Annotated in this window: 16 protein-coding genes and 1 tRNA gene; 1 reads left to right on the forward strand and 16 read right to left on the reverse strand. The window is 38.6% G+C overall.

From position 1 onward, the window contains the following. Positions 1 to 17: 17 nt before the first annotated feature. From GVN22_RS13640 to GVN22_RS13710, 15 genes are all read right to left on the reverse strand, one after another. Positions 18 to 980 (reverse strand): heme A synthase, encoded by a 963-nt coding sequence (locus tag GVN22_RS13640; protein ID WP_166551570.1) that lies wholly within the window; start codon positions 978 to 980, stop codon positions 18 to 20. 140 nt (positions 981 to 1,120) lie between these two features. Then, positions 1,121 to 3,010, reverse strand: a complete 1,890-nt coding sequence (locus GVN22_RS13645) for a cbb3-type cytochrome c oxidase subunit I (RefSeq protein WP_166551571.1) — start codon at positions 3,008 to 3,010, stop codon at positions 1,121 to 1,123. A gap of 55 nt (positions 3,011 to 3,065) precedes the next feature. After that, positions 3,066 to 4,181, reverse strand: coding sequence for a cytochrome c oxidase subunit II (locus GVN22_RS13650; protein ID WP_166551572.1), 1,116 nt, complete (start codon positions 4,179 to 4,181; stop codon positions 3,066 to 3,068). A gap of 120 nt (positions 4,182 to 4,301) precedes the next feature. Then, positions 4,302 to 5,636: a quinol:cytochrome C oxidoreductase gene (locus tag GVN22_RS13655; protein WP_166551573.1), complete on the reverse strand. Its 1,335-nt coding sequence runs from the start codon at positions 5,634 to 5,636 to the stop codon at positions 4,302 to 4,304. 92 nt (positions 5,637 to 5,728) lie between these two features. Further along, on the reverse strand, positions 5,729 to 6,346 hold the full coding sequence (locus GVN22_RS13660) for a cytochrome c (protein WP_095161135.1): 618 nt from the start codon (positions 6,344 to 6,346) through the stop codon (positions 5,729 to 5,731). A gap of 59 nt (positions 6,347 to 6,405) precedes the next feature. Continuing rightward, positions 6,406 to 6,930 carry a DUF3341 domain-containing protein gene (locus tag GVN22_RS13665; RefSeq protein ID WP_166551574.1) on the reverse strand — a complete coding sequence of 175 codons (525 nt, stop codon included), beginning with the start codon at positions 6,928 to 6,930 and terminating at the stop codon, positions 6,406 to 6,408. A gap of 84 nt (positions 6,931 to 7,014) precedes the next feature. Beyond that, the gene (gene nrfD, locus GVN22_RS13670) at positions 7,015 to 8,421 is read right to left on the reverse strand and encodes an NrfD/PsrC family molybdoenzyme membrane anchor subunit (protein WP_166551575.1); all 1,407 of its coding nucleotides are present in this window, start codon (positions 8,419 to 8,421) and stop codon (positions 7,015 to 7,017) included. Positions 8,422 to 8,494: 73 nt separating this feature from the next. After that, positions 8,495 to 11,548: a TAT-variant-translocated molybdopterin oxidoreductase gene (locus tag GVN22_RS13675; RefSeq protein ID WP_166551576.1), complete on the reverse strand. Its 3,054-nt coding sequence runs from the start codon at positions 11,546 to 11,548 to the stop codon at positions 8,495 to 8,497. Between the two features lie 103 nt (positions 11,549 to 11,651). Then, a complete protein-coding gene (locus tag GVN22_RS13680) occupies positions 11,652 to 12,854 on the reverse strand; it encodes a c-type cytochrome (protein ID WP_205690893.1) in 1,203 nt (400 codons plus the stop codon). A 920-nt stretch (positions 12,855 to 13,774) separates the two neighbouring features. Continuing rightward, positions 13,775 to 13,845: transfer RNA gene (locus tag GVN22_RS13685), tRNA-Cys, on the reverse strand. 223 nt (positions 13,846 to 14,068) lie between these two features. After that, the gene (gene rpsG / locus GVN22_RS13690) at positions 14,069 to 14,536 is read right to left on the reverse strand and encodes a 30S ribosomal protein S7 (RefSeq protein WP_095161130.1); all 468 of its coding nucleotides are present in this window, start codon (positions 14,534 to 14,536) and stop codon (positions 14,069 to 14,071) included. A gap of 149 nt (positions 14,537 to 14,685) precedes the next feature. Then, positions 14,686 to 15,108 (reverse strand): 30S ribosomal protein S12, encoded by a 423-nt coding sequence (gene rpsL, locus GVN22_RS13695; RefSeq protein ID WP_095161129.1) that lies wholly within the window; start codon positions 15,106 to 15,108, stop codon positions 14,686 to 14,688. 282 nt (positions 15,109 to 15,390) lie between these two features. Further along, complete coding sequence (locus GVN22_RS13700) at positions 15,391 to 16,329, reverse strand: tartrate-resistant acid phosphatase type 5 family protein (protein WP_166551578.1); 939 nt, start codon at positions 16,327 to 16,329, stop codon at positions 15,391 to 15,393. 265 nt (positions 16,330 to 16,594) lie between these two features. Then, complete coding sequence (gene uxuA, locus GVN22_RS13705) at positions 16,595 to 17,782, reverse strand: mannonate dehydratase (RefSeq protein WP_166551579.1); 1,188 nt, start codon at positions 17,780 to 17,782, stop codon at positions 16,595 to 16,597. 140 nt (positions 17,783 to 17,922) lie between these two features. Then, a complete protein-coding gene (locus GVN22_RS13710; protein ID WP_166551580.1) occupies positions 17,923 to 18,567 on the reverse strand; it encodes a pyridoxamine 5'-phosphate oxidase family protein in 645 nt (214 codons plus the stop codon). A 111-nt stretch (positions 18,568 to 18,678) separates the two neighbouring features. On the opposite strand from GVN22_RS13710, the gene GVN22_RS13715 reads away from it, so the two are divergent. Then, on the forward strand, positions 18,679 to 20,130 hold the full coding sequence (locus GVN22_RS13715; protein WP_166551581.1) for a PLP-dependent aminotransferase family protein: 1,452 nt from the start codon (positions 18,679 to 18,681) through the stop codon (positions 20,128 to 20,130). Here the strand turns inward: GVN22_RS13715 and GVN22_RS13720 are convergent. Continuing rightward, a complete protein-coding gene (locus GVN22_RS13720; protein ID WP_205690894.1) occupies positions 20,127 to 21,134 on the reverse strand; it encodes a sugar kinase in 1,008 nt (335 codons plus the stop codon). The two genes, GVN22_RS13715 and GVN22_RS13720, sit on opposite strands and share 4 nt — an antisense overlap. Positions 21,135 to 21,163: the final 29 nt, after the last annotated feature.

Raw genomic sequence — 21,163 nt, forward strand, 5'->3', positions numbered from 1 at the left:
TGTTACTTGACGTTCGTTTACGCCGTTTCCTTTTGAAATACTTTTTCAGAATTGAGCAACAATAAGATTACAAATTGTAATCCAAGTGCTACAATCGCTAGTGTTAAGTGTACAGGTTGAATATAAGCTGGTACACTGAAGTACGCCATTGCGGCGCCTGATACAATTTCAACAATCACCAATAGTACTAATGCTTTGAAAAACTTATAAAGAATTCCTTCTACTTGAATATTCTTTTTTAACTGAATAATCAAATACACATGCAAACCTAGCAATACTAATGAGAAAGAGCGATGTATGTAAAAAGACAAACCTAATTGTTCTATCCAAGTAGAGCGGTCGTAACCAAAAATAGGGTTTGCAATAATTTTATCGATAGCTTCTCTAACCTGTGTTCCAATCAATACCTGAGCGGTTGACAATATCAAAAGAAGTAATAATATCTTATTTAAAGTGGGCTTATTTGTAACTTTTTCAGTTTCGATAACTTCAGACCACGCTCTTGCAATAGAATAAAGTAGCACAAATACTACTAAAATTGCCAATAACATGTGTGCTGTAACAACACCAGGTTTTAAAAACGAGTCAACTACAAATTTACCTAATGCAGCATTTGCACCAATCAAGATTACCGATAAGAATGATAAGAAAATCAATTTTTTATCTCTTTTACGATAACTAAACGAAGCTACAAATACGCCAAAAACTACAATACCTGTAAACGCACCTACCAATCTGTTCACATATTCAATCCATGTTTTTACAGAATTAAACTCCACCTCTCCGTGAAGTTTCTCAGCATAAATTTCCTGATAATTAGGAGGCAACTGACTTACCTCTGTGGGAGGAACCCACATGCCAAAACACTTTGGCCAGTCCGGACAACCCATTCCCGACCCCGTGCTTCTTACAATACCTCCTGCTAATACTAATAAGTAAATCGAGACGATTGTAACAAGACCAAGCTTACGGAACCACATAAATTTAAAATTGGATTTTAGATTGAATCAAAAGAATCAAATCTTGAAAAAGTATAATTGGGTAATTCCCAAAAATGAATTTGAGAATGTAGAGTGTAGATTTTCCACACTCTACATTCTCAAATCAATATATGCAGTTATTAATGATTGTAAACATCATTTTGTACTGCCAACAAACCTTCGATTTCTTTTTCATTAGCAATTTCTTCATTCTCCTCTGGTAAGTTCGACTCAGGAGTTGCCGAGAACGGAACATTTTGAGGAATAAAGTCAGATGCTGAACCTGGCTTGCTATAGTCGTATGGCCAACGATATACTGCTGGAATTTCTCCCTCCCAGTTTCCGTGACCTACGATGATTGGAGTAGTCCACTCCAAAGTATTCGAGTTCCAAGGGTTTTGAGTAGCTTTCTTACCTTTGAAAATTGAATAGAAGAAGTTAAATGCAAAGATTGCTTGAGCAGCAAATGTCAAAATCGCAGCGATTGAGATAAATGCGTTCAAATCAGCAAATGTATCTTGTGCATTGTTTGCCAAAGCAGTAAATGAGTAGTAACGACGAGGGAAACCTGCGATACCAATATAGTGCATTGGGAAGAATACACAGTAAACACCTGCAAATGTCAACCAGAAGTGGATATAACCTAAAGTGTTGTTCATCATACGACCAAACAATTTAGGGAACCAGTGATACACACCTGCCAACAATCCGAAGAAAGATGCAGCACCCATTACCAAGTGGAAGTGAGCTACTACGAAATATGTATCGTGCAAGTTGATATCCAATGCAGAGTTACCTAAGATAATACCAGTAACACCACCAGAGATAAACAACGATACAAGACCGATAGAGAACAACATACCCGGTGTAAAGATGATATTACCTTTCCAAAGCGTTGTAATGTAGTTAAACGCCTTAACTGCTGAAGGAACAGCAATAATCAACGTCAAGAACATAAACACTGAACCTAGGAATGGGTTCATACCAGTTACGAACATGTGGTGAGCCCATACGATAAACGCAAGAACTGTAATACCCATCATAGATCCAATCATGGCACGGTAACCGAAGATAGGTTTACGAGCGTTAGTTGCAATAACTTCAGAAGTAATACCTAAAGCAGGCAACAATACAATATATACCTCAGGGTGACCTAAGAACCAGAACAAGTGTTGGTACAAAATAGCTGAACCACCTACGTTTGGAAGCGCTTCACCACCGATGTAGATTTCTGACAAGTAGAAAGATGTACCAAAACTACGGTCGAAAATCAACAACAAAGCAGCAGACAACAATACTGGGAATGACAACAAACCTAATACCGCAGTAAAGAAAAACGCCCAAATAGTCAAAGGCATTTTAGTAAATGACATACCTCTTGTACGCAAGTTGATCACTGTAGTGATATAGTTAACACCACCTAACAACTGTGAAACGATGAAGAATGTCATACTTGTCAACCACATAGTCATACCTAAGCCTGAACCTGGCATAGCTTGTGGAAGTGCTGACAATGGAGGATAAATTACCCAACCACCTGAAGCAGGACCTGTCTCGATGAAAAGAGACGCAAACATAATTACAGACGAAAGGAAGAAGAACCAATATGACAACATGTTCAAGAAACCTGAAGCCATATCTCTTGCACCAATCTGTAATGGAATCAAGAAGTTTGAGAACGTACCAGACAAACCAGCAGTCAATACAAAAAATACCATGATGGTACCGTGCATAGTTACTAGCGCTAGATAAAATTCTTTTTCCAGTTTACCTTCCACGATCCACTCACCCAATACTGGTTTTAGCCAGTCAAGGTTCATGTTAGGGAAACCAAGTTGTAAACGGAAGATAATTGACAAAGCACCACCGAAGAAAGCCCAGATGATACCTGTAATCAAATATTGCTTTGCAATAGTTTTGTGGTCTTCAGAGAAAATATACTTTCTAATGAAGCCAGGCTCGTGATGCTCATGCTCGTGGTCATGACCATGTGCGTGAGTGTCGTTTGCGTGTAGTGTCGCAGTTGCCATAGATTACAATGATTATTCTAATAGTAATTGTTCAAAACTCTATTTCAAAAATTGATTATCTTCTTCTCAAAGAAGCAGTTGCAGGAGCTGCACCAGCAGCAGCTTGAGTACTATCTGATTCAGCTGCAGGAGCTTCAACAGGAGCATACTTTTGAGCTTTTCCTTTTAACTTTTCTGGAACTTTTGCTAAATAATCAGGATTTTGAGTCAAGAAAGGTTTTTGTTGTGCAACCCAAGCTTTATAATCTTCTGGTTCATCAACAAATACTGTGATAGCCATACCGAAGTGACCACGACCACAGATTTCTGTACAGTTCAACTTGTAGTTGAAGTCAGATTTACCTAACTCTGCACGCATCTCATCTGTAGATTTGTTTGCTACAAACCAGAATTTAGTAGGCATACCAGGAACGGCATCCATTTTAACTCTTTGGTATGGCAAATAAACAGAGTGAAGTACGTCTTGTGCTTTAATTTTTAACAATACAGGTACACCTTTTGGTAAGTGCAATTCATTCGCTGTAAAGTCGTCAAAAGAACTTTCGTCAGTGAAGTCGATACCAATCTGGTTTGTATCGTCAATCAATTTATAGTTTTGGTTACCCAACTTATTGTCGTCGTTACCAGCGTAACGTACATACCAACCAAATTGGTGACCAGTTACTTCAATTACAACTGCATTTTCTGGAGCTTGTTTTGTAATATCTCTCCAAATTCTCCAACCTGTAAATACCAATACGGCCATTACAATAGCTGGAATAATTGTCCAAATGATTTCTAACTTGTGGTTTACTGGATAGAAAGTAGCTACATTGTTTTTCTTGTAACGGTACAAGAAAGCAAAAACAAACAACAATGTGTTAGTTAAGAAGAAAGCAGCTGTAACAACACCCATTGAAATCCAGAACATTTGGTCTGTTTTCAAACCGTGTTCTGAACCAGCAACTGGAAGGAAGTCTGGCTGTGAGTGAAGGAAAGACCAAGCAGCGGCAATAGAACCTAATACAAGGAATACTAGAAAACCAAAGGCATTACCATTATTGGCCCCATCTACGCGAGCATCAGAGTCATCAGCACCCTGAATACCTTTCGAAAGAGCAATACTCTTAGAGACAATCATAATTGCCAAACCCAAGAATACTACTGACAAAAGACCTATTAGATATGTCATGTCTGAATTAATTTATTGTTTTGAATCTAATTCTTAAAATGAAATGTTCAGCAAAAATGTTTTACCGAATTCGAAAATTCTGAGAAAATAATTGGATGCCCGTAGGCATCCAATTAGTCACTAAATATCGTGGTGAAGCGACTCTTCCAACAAAGGGTGGTTTTTAGCAACCAAAGACGCTTTTGTTAATTCTGTAGATACAACATAAATAAATGCTGAAGCAAACAAAATAACAGTACCAAACTCAACTAATCCGAATCCACCGTGAGGACCAACCGTACCCGGCATAATCATTTGGTAGAAATCCAAATAGTGACCTACAATCACAAAGAAACAACAGATTTTCAAGAAAATCGGAGTACGTTTTGCATCACGAGTCATCATGATCAAGAATGGGAAGAAGAAGTTCATGAACACGTTCAAGATTTCAACTGCTTTGTACACTTTGTTGTGTCCTTCCCAACGCTCTAAGAAGTAGATTGTTTCTTCTGGCATGTTAGCATAGTAAATCAACAAGAATTGAGCAAACCATACGTAAGTCCAGAAAATAGAGAATGCAAACATGAATTTACCTAAGTCATGCAAGTGGCTATCGCTAACATATTGCATATATCCTTTGTCTTTCAACAACAATACTGTCAATGTAATAGTAGCCAAACCAGTTACGTGCCAGCTAGAGAACATGTACCATCCAAACATGGTTGAGAACCAGTGAGTATCGATAGACATAACCCAGTCCCAAGCAGACAATGAAGAAGAAATACCCATTGCTACAACAAAACCAGTACCAATACGTACCATGTCAAAAAAGTTTTGAGTTCCACCGTTCAAATCTTCTTCGATTGATTTTTTACGCATCATGTTCCAAAGAACAATCCATACAGTAAAAATAGCAACCAAGCGAACCAAGAAGAATGTGAAGTTCAAATATCCTTTTTTACCTGCAATAATTTTATCGTAATGCTCACTTGCAGGATCAGTGATTCCATGGTGCATCCAGTGGAAAATCACATCGCCTTTGAAGATGAATAACAAAAGCAATACAGGGAAGGTAAAATACAAGAATCTAGGGAAAGCTTCAGGGATTCTTTTTACTACAGATGACCAACCTGCTTTAGCAAGGTATTGTACTGCAACAAAGAACATACCAATTACGGCAATACCTGAGAAGAAAACACCATTCATCCAAAGGTTAACCCAAAGACGATTTAATGGATTCCAAGGTGATTCATGGTGAGAAACTGCACCGCCAGAAAGGTGCTCTCCGCCATGTTCAGCAGCATGACCTGCCACTGCGTGAGCAGCTTCGTGCTCACCACTTCCTAAGAAGAAAACGCCAATACCCAAAAGCACAGCACCAATGATCATCGCAGTGATCACTCTCTTGCGTGCCTCCGGAGTAAATTCATAAAACTCCTCGACGTTTGCTGGGGAAAAATGTGAATGTCCCGCCATTATACTTAAAAGTTTGTAAGTTTAATAGTATGAAAGATTGCATCTAAATTGATGCTTTTTTTGACTAAGCTTAATAACTACAAAACTGTAGATTATTGCTTTTGCAATTCGTGTACATAAAGTACAATTTTCCAACGGTCTGCCGATGAAATTTGAGAAGCGTGTGACCACATACGTCCTTTACCATGCGTAATAGTATGGTAAATATGTCCGTCGTTTACACTTTTCAAGGCATCCGATGAATAAACTGGCACCCCTTTGTACATTTTTGCTACTAAGCCATCGCCTTTACCAGCTTCACCGTGGCAGTGTTGGCAATATCTTTCATATTGAGTCTTACCTGCTTCAATGTTTTCAGGGGTTGCTGGATATGGATTCGACAACAATGCTTCTGAAGAAGCCATATCGTCTTTACCGATATTACGAGCAATCATATCCATTTTCATCAATTTGCTATTTACAGTGTCTCCATCCGCAGCAGCAAATTTTTCGCGTGGTACAGTTCCTTTAACAGGAGTACGCATGTTCATACCATAAGGGTTGATTGTATTCAACTCACCCTCAGTTTGAGTCATTGGTTCGTATGCAACCGAGTGGTACATGTTTGGAGCAAACTCTGTTCCAGTGTCATTATGGCTATCTTTACAAGAAGTTGCAGATAAAGCAACAACTCCCGATAAAAACAGACCTATGTATTTATTAGTTAACATATTTTTGATTTTAATTAGTCGTTGGACATTGCTTTAGGGGAATTCCTAAGGTTCAATGCTTAGAATTGCTTTACATTCACTTCGATTGCACCAGAAGCTTTCAAAATTTCTTCAATCTCAGCTTCAGATTTCTTATTAGTTCCCATGTTGATTGTCATGATGAACTTATCGTCAGTACTTCTTAAATCAAACGTTTTTGGCGTTTTACCTGGCCACAAGCTATTTGATACAAAGAAGGTAAATACCATACCAAATGCAGTGAACAATACTGTACCTTCGAAAGTAACTGGAATCCAGTCAGGTAATGCAAAGAAATCCTTACCACCAATAATCATTGGCCAGTCAAAAACCATTGTATAATTGATCAAGAACTGAGCACAAGTCAAACCTGTTAAACCAAACAAGAATGCAGCGATAGGAATTCTTGTACGCGGGTGACCGATAGCAGTATCAAGTCCGTGGATTGGGAAAGGAGTATATACTTCCTCAATTTTCACGCCTTTTCCTTTTACTTCAGTTACTGCGTGTAATACCTCGTCCTCATCGTCGTAAACTCCAACCAAGTATTTTTCTGTTGTATTCATTTTAATATTCGTTATGTCTTGATATTAATTTCAAAAGTTAGAAGTGGTGCAGAAGCTTTCTGCACCTTCCCTTTTGAATGATTATTAATGAGTAACGGATTCTTTTCCTCCTTCAGATTTCTTCTTATAAGGATAGTTTGAAGAAACTCCTTTCATTACTGCTTTCACCTCTGCCATGTTGATTACTGGCAAAAACTTAGCAAACAAGAAGAATAATGTGAAGAATAAACCGAATGAGAAAATATAGTCACCAATATCGTACATCGTTGGAGAGAACATTGCCCAAGAAGATGGAATATAGTCACGGTGCAATGAAGAAACGATGATTACAAAACGTTCGAACCACATACCCACGTTCACAACAACCGAAAGGATGAATGAAATAAGGATGTTTGTACGAATACTCTTAAACCAGAACAACTGTGGAGAGATTACGTTACATGTCATCATCATCCAGTAAGCCCACCAGTAAGGACCAAATGCACGGTTGATGAAACAGTAGCTTTCGTATTCTACACCTGAGTACCAAGCAATGAAGAACTCAGTTAAGTAAGCAATACCAACAATAGAACCTGTTACTGTAATGATGATGTTCATCATTTCGATGTGTTCCATGGTGATATAATCTTCCAATTTAAACGCAACACGAGTAATCAACAACAAAGTTTGCACCATAGCAAAACCTGAGAAGATAGCACCCGCAACGAAGTATGGAGGGAAGATTGTAGTGTGCCATCCCGGAATTACCGAAGTAGCAAAGTCCATTGATACAATTGTGTGTACAGAAAGTACAAGAGGAGTAGAGATACCCGCCAAAATCAAAGACACATATTCATAACGAGCCCAAGTTTTAGCAGAACCAGTCCAACCCACAGAGAACAAACCATACCAGAATTTAGATGCCTTAGTCTGAGCACGGTCACGGATTGTAGCCAAGTCAGGAATAAGACCTAAATACCAGAATACCAATGAAACAGAAAGGTAAGTTGAGATAGCAAATACGTCCCAAACCAATGGTGAGTTGAAGTTAACCCAGATAGAACCAAATGTGTTTGGAAGTGGCAATGCCCAGTGAGCCAACCAAGGACGACCCATGTGAGCCAAGATAAATGAAGCAGCACATAATACTGCGAAGATTGTCATTGCTTCTGCTGCACGGTTAATTGAAGTTCTCCATTTTTGACGGAACAACAACAATACAGCAGAGATAAGCGTACCAGCGTGACCGATACCTACCCACCATACGAAGTTTGTAATGTCCCAAGCCCAACCTACGGTCTTGTTCAAACCCCAAACTCCAATTCCTTGCCACCATGTGTAACCTAAACAATAGGCACCATAGGCGAAAATCACACAAGACACAGAAAAGGCAATTTTCCACTCTTTCGTTGGTTCACCTTCAACTTGCTTGCAGATGTCTTGTGTTACATCGTGATAAGATCTACCACCTCCTACGAGGGTTTCTCTTATTGGTGATACTACGTGCGACATATTTTAAGATTTAATAGTTTTAAATTCGTTATGTTCTTATATGAGAGGGATTTCTCCCTCTCTAATTTCTTACTTATGCGTGTTCTTTTGCCTCGCCCTCAGCCTTTTTTGCTTCTCTTTCTTTGTTACGTACTTTTACTAAGTAAGAGATATTTGGCTTAACGTTGATTTCTTCAATCACACCGAACGAACGGCCAACTTTTTCAGCTTCTAATACTTTTGAAATTTCTGATTCTGGATCATTCATATCTCCGAAAGTAATAGCACTTGTTGGACAAGATTGAGCACAAGCCACTTGGATTTCTCCATCTTTTGGTCTTCTCTTCTCTTTCTTAGCTTCCAACTTACCAGCTTGGATACGTTGAACACACATCGAACATTTTTCCATTACCCCACGTGAACGAACCGTTACGTCTGGGTTCAATACCATACGACCTAAGTCATTGTTCAAATGGAAATCGAAATCGTCAGTTTGGAAATAACGGAACCAGTTGAAACGACGTACTTTGTATGGACAGTTGTTAGCACAGTAACGTGTACCGATACAACGGTTGTAAGTCATTTGGTTCAAGCCCTCTGTTGAGTGAGTAGTAGCCAATACAGGACATACTGTTTCACAAGGAGCGTTGTTACAGTGTTGACACAACATTGGTTGGAATACAACTTCTGGGTTTTCAGAAGCTACTTCCAATCCTTTTAAATCTTCAATATCCGCATCAGAAGAGTAATAACGGTCGATACGCATCCAGTGCATTTCACGACGGTTGATAACTTCTTGACGACCTACAACTGGAACGTTGTTTTCAGCAGAACATGACACCACACATGCACTACATCCAGTACAAGTATTTAAGTCAATCACCATACCCCAAGCGTGGTTGTTGTATTTGTGACCATTCCACAATGAAATATCAGTTGCAGTTTTCTTACCTTCAGCTGTTAAGATTTCTGGCTTGAAACGTCCTGCTTCTACATTCTTTTTGTATTCAGACAATACTGTTTCTTGAACAACAGCCTCACGAGCCATTACAGTATTGTGTGTTTGTGTTTGAGCAATTTTAACCTCTTCTCCAGTTGATTTGATAGCTACATCTCCAGTATTGAAGAATGCTAACGTACCATTAACAGTTGAGATGAAAGGATAAGCATTAGCACCTACTCCATCAGCTGATTTACCAGCTTTTGTACGTCCGTAACCGATAGCTACAGCGATAGTACCATTTGCCTGACCTGGTTGAACCAACACTGGCAATTTGATAGACTTGCCACCAATAGTCAACTCAGCTTCTTTGTCTTGCTCTAATTTCAATTCAGCAGCTGTCTTTTGAGAAACCGCCAAATAGTTTGTCCAACAAGCTTTAGAAACTGGCTCAGGCAACTCTTGTAACCAAGGGTTGTTTGCTTGAGAACCAGTACCCATACTTACTTTCTCATACACTGCTAATTCTAATTTATCAGAAGAAGCTTTGTAGTTCTTAGAGATAGCAGCAGCGGCATCAGCCAAGTTCACAGCAGGAGTAGCAGCGCTAGGTGTTGAACCAAACTCATACACACCATCATGCAATACTTGTGACCACTGAACTTTACCAGCCTTTAAAATATTGCTAGTCCAGTTAGACTCCAAGTAAGAAGCATAATCAGCATTCAAACCAGCCCATGTTAATAAGCTAGACTGAATTTGACGAGTTTTGAAAATTGTTGAAATCGTAGGCTGAGTCAATGAGAAGAAACCTTTTTTAGGCTCAGCATCATTCCAAGACTCCAAGAAGTGAGAGTCAGGAGTGTTATATTTTACCAATGAAGCTGTTTCGTCAGCTCTATCGTTTGTCGCAATTGTTAAAGCAATTTTTGGAAGAGCTTCAGCCAATTCAGCACCACGTGGGTGGTTGTAAACTGGGTTTGCGTTATAGAAGATAACTGCAGCAATTGCACCAGATTTAGCTTCGTTAATGAACTGATTCATTTCAGCATCAGAACCTTGACGGTAGTTAGCTGGAGTTCCTAAATCAATTGTTGTACCATAAGCACCAACCAATCCGTTGATTGCAGCTACAACAGCTTGAACAGAAGCGTCATTTGAACCAGATACTACAATAGAAGCACCTTTTGAAGCAACTAAGTCAGCAGCAGCTTTCTCCAAATACTCAACTTTTACAGCAGATGTTGATAAAGCAGGAGCACCTACTTTTGCCGCTACAGCATTATAAAGAGCTGTTGCAACTAAACCTTCTTGAGATGGCTTATATGTTGCACGATAGTCAGCGTTAGCACCAGTGTTAGACATAATAGTCTCAAACTGATAGTGACGAGACATTTCTTTTTTTCCACCTTTTGCAGAAGATACACGACGAGTTTTAGCCCACTGTGCAGCAAATTCAGATGGAGAAATCCAAGTACCTAAGAAGTCAGCACCCAAAGAAACGATTGTCTTTGCCTTGCTAAAATCGAAGCTTGGTAATACACCGTTAGCTGCTACTAAACCTGACAACGAGTTTGCGTCATAAGTAACAACTTTAGTAGTTGGGTATTTAGCAATAAAATCACCGATAACTTTTTTAGTTGTAGGAGACAAGATAGAATTTGTTACAATTCTGATCTGTCCACCTTTAGCTAATCCAGAGATGATTTCTTTATCTACAGAAGCCCAATCAGCAGCCTTACCTGCAATTTGAGGTCCTTTTAGTTTTTCGTTATCATAAAGACTCAAAACAGACGCTTGAGCACGTCCAGAAAGAGCACCTTTAGATACAGAAGAAGCTTTGTTACCTTCAATTTTGATAGGACGACCTTCACGTGTCTTTACCAAGATAGAAGCGTATTCACCGCCATCTACAAAAGTTGAAGCATACCAGTTAGCAATAGTAGGCTCAACATCTTCTGGCTTATTTAAGTACGGAATCGTATTCTTAACTGGAGCTTCACAAGCTGCCAACGCTACCGCCGACATACCGAAACCTAACACTTTTAAGAAATCACGACGATGAGATCCTGTACCATCGAAGATAGCACCTTCTTTCTCGTCTGCTGATGGGGCATCACCGAACTCACGGTCTGCATATTTAACGAACTCAGCATCGTTAGTTAACTCCTCAATCCCTCTCCAATACCTTTTTGTAGTATTTTCCATATATATTATAACAGTATAAACAGAAACTATTGAATATTAAAATGAAGTAACAAGTCAGAAGCAAGAAAAACGTTTTTGTTTTTTGCTTCTGACATTTGACTTCTTAGTAGTGACATTTTGAACACTCCAAACCTCCGATGTTAGCAACTTTCAAAGGCTCTTTGTTTTCTTTATTATGAATTTCAACAAGCTTATCATAGTATGCGTTGCCTTTTGTATTTACGTCAGTTTTTCTGTGACAGTCAATACACCAACCCATAGTCAATGTTGAGCGTTGTTCAACTACTTCCATTTTCTGAATTTCACCGTGACAGTTTTGACACTCCAAACCAGCTACATTAGTGTGCTGTGCGTGGTTGAAGTATGCCAAATCAGGCAAGTTGTGAACACGAATCCATTGGATTGGCTCATCCTTCTCGATAGCACGGTAAATTTTTTGAATTTCTGGAGACTCACGCTTGATTGTATTGTGACAGTTCATACAAATGTTTGGAGAAGGAACGTTAGCACCTTTACCTTTGTAAACACCTGTGTGGCAATATCCACAGTTGATTTGGTAGTCACCAGCATGAAGTTTGTGAGAGAAATGGATTGGCTGTTCTGGAGCATAGCCTTGGTGAATACCTACACCGTAAGCAGCATCAATCGTAGCTTTACCAATCAATAAGGTAATCAAAAGAGCTGCACCTGTCTTGAAAGCATTATTTGCTGCTAATTTTTTACCATTTTCAGCAATTCTTTGCAATAAAGGAATACTTTCAGCTTCTTCAGCAGACACCGATGCCAATTTAGAAAGCGTAGTAACAATTGACAACAATGCAACCAATACCAATACCATCACGCCAAGAAGTGCGATTAGGATATACTGTAGCATTCCACCGTTAGACTCAGCTGCTGGAGCTGCTGCACCTGCCGCTGGAGCTGCACCTGCTGCCGGAGCCGCTGGAGCTGCATTTTGTGCTTCGATGTAAGCAAGTACACTCTTGATTTGAGCTTCCGAGTAACCCGGATATGCTGTCATCTGAGCCTTACCAAATTTGTTGTAAAGATCATTAGCATATTTATCACCACTGGCGATAACTGCCTGAGGGTTGTGAACCCACTTTACAATCCAATCCAACGGTCTTCTTTGACCTACACCTTGAAGGCCTGGCCCCACTAAAGGTTCTGCACTTGTATTGTGACAAGCCGCACAGTTGTTTTTGAAAATTTGCTCTCCTTCTGCTACATCCTGAGCATTTACTCTTACAACCGAGGCAAACATTCCCAGTAGCATTGTCAAAGCAACAATTTTCAAGCGTTTCATGGTTATCATAAGAATCTATAAACTAATTTTAATAATTAAGTACTACGCTAAACTATTCACCTAATAATCTGATACTTCCATTTATTTTTAGAGTTTTCAATCTAAAAACTAAGGCAAAAAACTAGAAGAAACACACTATTTCGGGTCACAAAAGTACAATCGGAATAATTACGAACCAATTTATTTATTATTGATTTTCAGCAAAATTGGTATAGTTGTGAACTATTTAGAATAATTCTAAGTTATTTACAATTTTGTTGAATATACGGCTTAAAAATCTCCTATATAATTTCCACAAAATCAGCTAGTTCTTTTTAATTCAATTAGCATTATCTATTCAGCATTTACAAGACCTTTTATCTAACAAATTAAACCTTCGAATTTAGTTCATTTTTTTGAATTCACCATCCTTGTCACTGTCCAATTTGCATACATCAGTATGATTTTTGTCATTTTTTTTCTCAGTTTTTATACAGCCAAAATAGCATAGTAATATGATAGAATTGGTAATCTTTATAAAATACTAAATCTTGGAAAAATACTAAAATTGCTTATTTACTGAGATAGAAGAATTTATCTTTATCTGTGAGAAAATAATGTTAATAAATAAAGATAAAACTAGGTGATTTTTACTTTCTATACCCCCAATTTTTGGATGAGGAGAAACATTCAAACAGAAGGTAAATGCTAGGTATGTAGTACAATTGTCTGATATTAAGTGACTATTAGTTGAGAATACAAATGAAGACGAGTATTCTGAAAAGTAATAAGGAGTGGCATTGAAAAATTATTCGTCATTTACTACTTTCTTCCTAAAGGATCAGTAACATAGTTTTTCGCTAATTCTATTCATCTATTATTTACTTCAGTAAGATTGGAGCAAAAAAAAGCGCAATTAGCTTTCACTAATTACGCTTTTGAGGTCTCGAGCGGATTCGAACCGCTGTACAAGCTTTTGCAGAGCTCTGCCTAGCCACTCGGCCACAAGACCCTTTTGTTTGGAATGCAAAATTAGGCATTCATGAGGCATTTACCAAACTTTTTGAGCAAAAAAACATAAATACTTTATAAGACACTGATTTTCAAATAGTAATTATACCTAATACAATACTATGTTTTTGTAAATAGCGCTTTGCCATAAAAGCAAAGGCAAACCCATTGCTGAGTTTGCCTTTCTTTGTGTGTATCTCTGAGTGTTGTTAACTTGATTAGAATTAGAAACGGAAGTGTGAGAACGCTTTGTTCGCTTCCGCCATGCGGTGTGTATCGTCTTTTTTCTTAACAGCAGCACCTTCACCTTTAGCAGCAGCGATGATTTCACCAGCTAAACGATCTACCATTGTTTTTTCTCCACGCTTACGAGCATAAAGAATCAACCACTTCATACCTACTGACAATTTACGATCTGCACGTACTTCTGTTGGTACTTGGAATGTAGCACCACCTACACGACGGCTTTTTACTTCTACAGCTGGCATTACGTTGTTCAAAGCTTTTTTGAACGTTTCCAAACCGTTTTCTTTTGTTCTATCTTCAACTTTGTCTAATGCACCGTAAAAAATGTTGAATGCCGTTGATTTTTTACCATCGTACATCAAGTTGTTAACAAACTTAGTTACCATTACATCTCTAAATTTAGGATCAGGTAACACGTATCTTTTCTTTGGTTTTGCCTTTCTCATTGGATTTGTTAAGTTTTTTAATGATAGCCCAAGCTTCTGCTCTTAACTTAGCATACTGGACTGGTTGTTGAATTTGGAAATATGATAATCTGAAGATTTGAAAATTAATACTTTACACTTTCAAATTAACGAATTTTCAAATTTTCAAATTACTTTTTCTTACCGCCTTTTCCGCCTTTTACTGGAGCTTGAACTTGACCTGGCTTAGGACGTTTAGCACCGTATTTAGAACGACGCTGACGACGACCGTTAACACCTGCAGTATCCAATGCACCACGGATAATGTGGTAACGAACCCCTGGTAAGTCTTTCACACGACCACCACGAATCAATACGATTGAGTGCTCTTGCAAGTTGTGACCTTCACCTGGAATGTATGCGTTTACTTCTTTACCATTTGTCAAACGTACACGGGCTACTTTACGCATCGCAGAGTTTGGTTTCTTTGGCGTTGTAGTATATACCCTTGTACAAACGCCACGACGTTGTGGACAAGAATCTAAGGCTGGAGATTTTGACTTCCAAGTCATTTGCTCTCTACCTTTACGTACTAACTGTTGTATAGTTGGCATTTTGTCTTGTTGTTATTGAGAGATACACTTTCCTAATTTGAATGATTTCAACTGCACTTTTCTAAGAAATTCATTTGATAGTCGCTCAAATCAGGGGTGCAAAATTACGTAAAGTCTCTGATAAACAAAAGGTTTGATACAATTATTTTATCAATACGTTTAATAATTATCTCAGAATTAGGGCTTTGTAAGAATTACTGTATTTTGCATATAAAAAAGCAAGGGGATTTTGTGACAGCCATAGCACAAAATCCCCTTGCTTTTAATTAAATCTTTTAAATCTTATTTGGTAAGTTCTGTTGTGTAAATGACTTTACCGTCTTGATTTACCACTTGAACATTGAGTTTGTTGCTCGTTACAGAAAACACCATAAAGCCATATTCGTTACTAGCTAACTTACTGATGGGTAATGTTCCAATAGCTGTACTTTCAGAAGCAGACCCTGACACAAAATAGTGTGTTTTACCTGGAGGAAGTAAATGTTGCAAGTCATGGTCATGACCACAGATATAGGCATCTACTTGGTGCTTATCCAAAACACCTTTTAAGGATGCTCTCACCGCCTTGGTATCGTAACTTTCTCTGCGTTTTTCGGTAGCTGTAAACAATGGATGATGCCCTACTACCAATTTCCATTTTACTTTTGGAGAAGTTGTGGACAATACCTTGTCTAACCATTTTTTCTGAGCTGTGCTATCTTGACTGATGACATTGGGACCGTAATCTTTATTTTTATAAAAATCAGGAATCAATGGGTTGGTATCAATAAACGCTACTAACACTTCATTACCTCCATCTATTTGGAAGGTTTTAGTGTAATAACGAGCTGGCATTCGCCAACGACGACTAATTTTTGAATAGGCAACCTGTGCATCGGGGTTGCCACCATAATCGTGATTCCCTAAAACGGGATACCAATCCCACTGCAAAGAGAAAGCAGTGTAGATATCCTCAAAAGAATATTTCCATAATGGGTCAAATTCACTTTGAACACCTCTTGGATAGAAATTATCTCCTGTAGAAATGACAAACTCACTACCAATTTGTTTGGCTACTTTTCCCATTTGGTCTGCTACAGGCTTTTGGTGGTCTTCGCCAACACGCCCCCAATCGCCCATTACCAAAAATTTCAAAGCCCCTTCGTGTTTTTGAACTTCCTGAGCTTCAGCTTTTGCAGCCAACAAACATATACTGGCTAGTAGGTAAAATACTTTTTTCATAATTTTTCAGAAAATTAAGTTTATGTACCTCGACAATCTCCTTGAGAAAACACTGATATTCAAGCATTCTGATTGTCAATTGTCGATAGTACACAGATAATCTTAAAGTTGTACTCAATAGTATGTCAAAATTAGACTTCTATTGAGGATATTCTATGACTATCTGCAAGGATTTAACAATACAATATTATTAAAGTAATACAACTCGACTTTTTCCCTAAATTAAAAATAAAAAAGCCTATGCTTTTGACATAGGCTTAAGATTTTACAAACTTCTGGCGATTCCTAATTCTAATCCTCGAAGCTCGGCTAAGCCACGCAAACGACCAATAGCGGTGTAACCCGGATTGGTACGCTTTTCAGGATTTAAGTCATCTAACATACGATGCCCATGGTCTGGACGGAAAGGCAAACGATAATCTTTTCTACCTTCTGCGATACGCTTACGTTGTTCCAAGACAAGACCTTTCATGACACCATACATATCTACATCACCGTCAAGATGGTCAGCCTCATAGAAATTGCCTTCTGCGTCTCGTTTGGTTGCACGTAAATGAATAAAGTTGATACGACTTCCCAAGCGTTCGACCATACCTGCTAGGTCATTGTCTTCACGAACACCATAACTGCCTGTACAGAAACAAAGACCGTTATTAGAACTTTCGTAAGCGGCTAATAGTTGCTTTGCATCACTTTCGGTACTTACAACTCGTGGCAAGCCCAAAATTGGATACGGAGGGTCATCAGGGTGAATGGCTAGATTGATGCCTGCTTCTTCTGCTGCTGGAGTAATAGCTCGGATAAATTCATAAAGATTGGCACGCAATTCTGCATCTCCAACTTCATGATAAGTCCCTAATACAGCAGCAAATTCTTCTACAGTAAAGCTTTCTTCACTCCCAGGCAAACCTGCAATAATATTACGAATCAATTTGGTTTTGGCAGCTTCACTCGCTTGATTATACCAAGTATGTGCTTTTTGCAATTGACTTTCAGTATAGCTTTCTTCTGCACCTTTTCTTTTTAGAATAAATACTTCAAAAGCTACAAATTCGGTCGCATCAAAGCGTAGGGCTGTTGAACCATCAGCTAATGGGTAATCTAAATCGGTACGAGTCCAGTCCAATACAGGCATAAAATTGTAGCACACCGTGTCAATCCCTGCTTTACCAAGGTTTAACAAACTTTGCTTATAGTTTTCGATGTATTGCAAATAATTGCCAGAACGCTTTTTAATGTCTTCGTGTACAGGAACGCTTTCTACTACAGAAAAATTAAGTCCTGCTTTTTCTATCTCGGCTTTACGAGTCAAAATTTCTTCTAACGACCAAACTACGCCATTGGGCAGATGGTGAAGTGCTGTTACGATACCTGTAGCTCCTGCCTGACGAATATGCGCCAATGATACAGGGTCTTTTGGACCAAACCAACGAAATGTTTGTTCTAAGGGCATTTTAAGATTGATTAGGATGAAAAGATGCGATTAATTTATAAAGGCAGTCTTTGTTTTTTTTTACCCAATCATTCCTAAGAAAGATTTGAAGAATAGCGAAGAGGGCAACAAGTTACCCTCTTTGATTTAAAGATTAAAGCTTATTTTCCACGAGAATAATTTGCTACATAATCAGGAATTGGCGTTTCATGACGCATGAGTGGGTCAGTAATTGGGGCTTGAGCAACTTGTTTTAAAGGTAATACTCCTGCCCAAACTGGTAACTCATAATCTTCTTCATCATCGCTTGGATTACCCACTCGTACTTTAGCCGAAGCTTTTTCCAATGAAAATGCTAAAACCATTGTTTTCTTCATTTCGGATGCATCTGGCTCACGAACTTCTGCCCAGCGACCTTTGATAACGTGTTCGGTAAAGGCTTCTAAAGCATCCCATGCCTCTTGCTCATCGGTGATAAGTTCAGCTTGTGCAAATACTACCACAGAACGATAATTGACCGAATGATGAAAAGCCGAGCGAGCTAATACCAAACCATCCAACAATGAAACCGATAGGCAAACCTCTCGACCATCGGCGAGACTGCGCATAAAATGACTCCCAACCGAGCCATGAATATAGAGTTTATTCCCTATTCGACAATATCCTGTTGGTATCATCATTGGTCTACCATTTTCTACATAGGCTACTTGACAAACCAATCCTTCGTCGAGGATACTGTAAATTTGTTCGGAGTCATAGCTAGCTCTTTTTGCTAATCGACTTGGTTTTAAATTAACCTCTTCCATAAGTGCTTGTAAATGTGAATTGTTAACAGATATGTTGATAAATCATGTTACAAACTTCTATCTTTACTGGTATAGTTTATTAGTCCAGTTACAAATAGCAAAATAGTCCAGATGCAAATTCCCTATAAGTCGATTTTAGTATTGGAGCGTGGTTCGGCAGTGCCTTTGTACGTACAGCTTGCCAATGCTTTTATTCAACATATTCAAAGTGGGATTATTCCAAAAGGTTGTAAACTTTTGGGTTCTCGTCCATTGGCTGATTTATTAGAAATAAATCGTCAGACCGTAATTCAGGCTTATGAAGAGATTCAATCGCAAGGATGGATTGAAATTTTACCGAAAAGAGGTGTTTTCGTGAGTAATCAACTTCCAATAGTTCAGGCAAAAGGATTTATTTCTACTCAAATAAGTGATACGAGCGAAAAAGATAGTATCCTGACCAACCGAGCGTCGGGATTATTTTTACCTAAATTAATTCAACATCGCCTTGCCTTCAATGATGGCTTGCCTGACCCACGCTTAGCTCCAAGGGAAGCATTAGCCAAACGTTATACACATTACATAAACTACGCAGAGCCAGCTTTATTGAATTACACGGAAGTTTATGGATTACGTCGTTTCCGAGAAAATTTGGCAACATTACTCAATCAAACCCGAGGGCTCTCTATAGCTGCCGAAAATATCCTTAGCACACGAGGAAGCCAAATGGGGATTTATTTAGTAGCTCATGCTTTCATCCGTTCGGGCGACTTGGTTGTGGTTGGAGAGTTGAGTTATCAAGCGACAAATTTAACTTTTGAGCATTTTGGAGCTACAACCATGACAATTCCTGTGGATGAGGATGGCTTGGATACTATTGCATTAGAAAAGCTATGTCAAAAACATCCTATTCGGATGGTGTATGTTACCTCACACCATTATCATCCGACTACGGTCACGCTAAAACCAGAGCGTCGTTTACATTTATTGCAGCTTGCTGAAACTTATCATTTTTGGGTTATCGAAGATGACTATGACTACGATTTTCATTATGCTAATCGACCAGTGCTACCATTAGCAAGTGCTAATACGCAAGGAAGAGTTATCTATATTGGTTCATTTACTAAATTGATAGCACCAACTTTTAGAGTAGGATATGTAGTAGCGAGTCCTGAAATCATTGAAGAACTTGCTAAAATAAGAAGAATTATTGACCGCCAAGGAGATACCATGCTTGAGGCTTGTTTGGCTGATTTATTAGAAGACGGAACACTCAGACGACATGTAACTAAAGCGCTTAAAGAATATCGTCAGCGTCGGGATTTTACCTGTGAATTATTTGAAAAAGAGCTAGGAGAAAAAGTATCTTTCGAAAAACCGCAAGGCGGTATGGCCATCTGGATGAAGTTTTCTGAAAAATATCCCCTAGAAAGTTTGTCTGAAAATACCCATAAAAAGGGCTTATACTTGCCAAACGGAAGCGCATATAAGCCTTTAAATGCTTGTAGGATTGGTTTTGCTTCGATGACTCTTTCAGAAATTGAAGAATCTATGTCGATTTTGAAAAAAATAATGACTGATTAGCGCTTAAGTTTACCGCTTACATCGCCTTTGACCACCATTTCAATTTCCTGTAAAGTAGCTAAGTTAAAATCACCTTCCACAGTATGCTTTAAGGCTGAAGCCGCTACACCGTATTCTAATGCTTTTTGAATATCTTGAAATGTAATATACGCATAAATAAAACCAGCCATAAAGGCATCGCCCCCACCAATTCGATCTATAATATTTGGTATATCTATTGTTTTCGTTTTAATCATTTCGGTACCATTCCAGCATTGCCCTGAAAGGGTATTATGTGACGCTGAAATTTGACCTCTTTTGGTATTCAATACAAATTTTGCTTGGGGAAATTGGGTTAAAATCTGCTGGCAAATAGATTTAAAACTACCCTTTTCATCATTTGGTGTAATTCCAAACATATCATTTGCATCGCCTTTGCTACAGATAATAATATCGCAATACGAAATTAGCTCAGGCATTACTTCGCTAGGTTTTTTGCCCCACTGCCAAAGATTTTTGCGGTAGCCCACATCTGCGGAGATAGTTAACCCCATTCTACGAGCCACTTTTACGGCCTGTAAGCAAGCTTCAGCAGCCGATGCCGATATAGCAGGAGATATTCCAGTAAAATGAAACCATTGCGCATCAGCAAAGATAGATTCCCAATCAAAATCAGCTGGGTTCAATAAAGCAAAAGCAGAATCAAAACGGTCGTATATCACCTTTGATGGGCGCATAGCGGCACCATTTTCTACAAAATAGATACCCAAGCGATTTCCTTTCATTTGCATAAACTCCGTACCAACTCCGTATTTGAGATAAGTAGTGCGAGCAGCATAGCCAAGGTCATTATCAGGAAAAACTGTAACATGGCTTGCAGGAATACCCATAATTGCAAGAGAAGATGACACATTGGCCTCGCCACCACCAAAGTTGATGTTGAAAGCATCTGACTGTGAAAATCTTGCAAAATTAGGCGTAGTTAATCTCATCAAAACTTCGCCAAAGGTGATTACTTTTTTCATGATTTCAGATTCCTTAATGGTTATAAGAC

The sequence above is a fragment of the Cellulophaga sp. BC115SP genome, from assembly GCF_009905545.1.
In the GTDB taxonomy this organism is placed as follows: Bacteria; Bacteroidota; Bacteroidia; order Cytophagales; family Spirosomataceae; genus Flectobacillus; species Flectobacillus rivi.